The sequence below is a fragment of the Candidatus Neomarinimicrobiota bacterium genome (assembly GCA_041862535.1).
Lineage (GTDB): Bacteria > Fidelibacterota > Marinisomatia > SCGC-AAA003-L08 > TS1B11.
Genome location: JBGVTM010000364.1, coordinates 1 through 2330 on the forward strand (window position 1 = coordinate 1; position 2330 = coordinate 2330).

2 protein-coding genes are annotated in these 2330 nt (G+C 50.5%); both read right to left on the minus strand.

Features of this window, described 5'->3' with window-relative positions; genetic code table 11:
- Window positions 1-993, minus strand: a 993-nt coding sequence (locus ACETWG_13100; protein MFB0517523.1) for a TonB-dependent receptor plug domain-containing protein, incomplete at its 3' end; no start/stop codon positions are given.
- 678 nt (window positions 994-1671) lie between these two features.
- Complete coding sequence (locus ACETWG_13105) at window positions 1672-2178, minus strand: hypothetical protein (GenBank protein ID MFB0517524.1); 507 nt, start codon at window positions 2176-2178, stop codon at window positions 1672-1674.
- Window positions 2179-2330 lie beyond the last annotated feature (152 nt).

Below are 2330 nucleotides of genomic sequence, written 5' to 3' on the forward strand. Positions count from 1 at the left end.
ATGGTCATATTTAGTGCCGTCAAAGTACACGCCATCAGCTTCCAGAGTATCAAGATCGGGTCCAAAGCTTACGGACACGTTGCCAGAATAGGGATCACCATCAAAGCCTTGGCCGTACTTGGTCTGCAGTTCAGGTAGCATGTTCACTTTGTCCCAGGAGTAGGAAACGCGGTAGTTAGCGCGCGTCTGGCCGGCCACCCCGCTCTTGGTGGTAATCAGTATGACGCCGTTAGCAGCTCGCGATCCATAAATTGCGGTCGCGGCCGCTCCCTTCAGGATCTCGATTTTCTCGATATCATCCGGGTTGATGTCAAAGGCACGGTTGGTGGAAGTGGCCCCAGCCAGGCGATAAAAGATGTCGGTCGAAGGGAGCACGCGGTTATTACTAATCGGCGTACCGTCTACCACGATGAGCGGTTGGGTGCTGATGCTAAGGCTGATGCTGCTCGCCCCGCGAACGCGGATAAACGCTTCCGCACCTGGCTCACCGCTGGTATTGGTGATTTCCACGTTTGGTGCCTTCCCGGCGATCGCCGATACGATGTTGCTGTACCCGCTCCGCTCGATCTCTTCGGACTCCACCTTGCTGAAGGAAACACCGAATTTTTCCTTCGAGGTGATCTGCCCTCTTCCGGTAACGACGATTTCGTCCAGGCCGAGAACGTCAATTTCCAGGCTGAAGTCCTGGGTGATCAGTCCCGGCGACAGGATTATGGACGTTTCTCCGGAGCGATAGCCGATAAACCGCGCCAGGATCTGGACGTCCTGGCCTCTGGCAAATCGGGCCGGGACGACAATCCTGTAGGTGCCCTCTGCATCGGCGGCTGCACCCAGGTTAAGTGCGTCGATGAAGACATTAGCACCTGCTAGCGGCTCACCCGTCTCCGCATCAGTGACCGTACCTGTGATCACCGCCCCCTCCTGGGAAACTTGCCCAAAGAGTAAGAGGGGACCGAAGATGAAGGCTAAAGTCGTAATTAGGATCCTTCTCATATCATCATCCTCAACGTTTAACAGGTTTCATTCTCGGCAGGTGCCGCGGGCATAAAGAAAAGGGGTGCCGAAAGCCAAAAGTGACTTTCGACACCCCTCCAATGATTTTTGCTTCCCTGCCCTCTACGGCTTACATAATCCTGCCGTTCTCTACTAGATTCACCCCCAGTTCAACTAACAACCTATGCCTTCACACCGGGAGGATGTCTTCCCCGGCGCGACGCTAGGTTTGGGCGAATCCTGTATTAATTTGAATATATAATGCAATATTGTAGTATGAAAGAAATAAAATTGATGCGATGGATTTAATCTCAACCATCGCTTTTACTCCGTCGGAAGACCAGCCTGATATCTTCAGTCCAGTATCTGTCAAACCGATTTTCCTACATGCATCTCGTAGTCCATTACTAACAAAGCCCCGCCACCTGAAGGGGGCTGGGCTTTAATTGATGGGATTTTTGGCTGAGTACTTCGGCAGGTAGGTGAATCTTTAGTTCTGATCTTCTCTGGGGTCGTCTTTTTCTTCTTCGTTTTCTATTTTATCAATCCTTTGAGGATCAGTTATCGAATTTACCTCGCAGGCAATAATTTTTAAAGAGAACAGCAAGATTATTAGACCGAAGGTCAACCGAAGTAGTCTTTTTGAAATCTTTCCTATTTTCATGATTTGTTTACCTCCTAGAACCTGCGCATGGACATGCGAAATTCGTTCTTCAGATCTTCGGCGACACTGCGGACATAGGCTTTGTACATATCGGTATTGGCTATACGTATCCACTCTTCATGATCGGATAGTCGGACCATATTCTCCGCTACGATTTGCACGATATATAGATTCGCCGCTCCAGAAACTGCGGCCGCCCGGCGGGGTCTCGCCTGGATAGTTAACCGCGTGCGAGTCTCGACGACCCCTAGCAAACGCTCGTCATCAAGCGGTGAGCGGAGTTGCCACCGGGTCTCAAAGTACAGCTGATGGCTGGATTCTTCCTGGCGTACAATCTCATACTGGTATCTATCCAGAATTCTGGGCGCTTTCACGAAGATATCCCGCGATGTGGCCTCTCCAGCCCCAACCGTAAGGTCTCGGTAGGCGGAGGCATTGCCTCCCACCGATAGTACGGCGCAACTGGATAGAAATAGCGCTATTGCTCCCAGTCTAACGCTGAAAATAATAGGTCTGAACATCTTTTTATTCCACGCATAGATCAATATTCGGAATTAGGCTGATGCTTTACATCAGGTGCCTGGATAACCTCTTAAATATACTAACACAGGATTAAAAAGCGAAGGGCCATCTAACCAGACGGCCCTTCGCTCGTCTAAAGCCTATTGATTAG

Coding starts and splice junctions, on each gene's coding strand:
- ACETWG_13105 (MFB0517524.1), bottom strand. CDS start 2,178: ATGTTCAGACCTATTATTTTCAGCGTTAGACTGGGAGCAATAGCGCTA.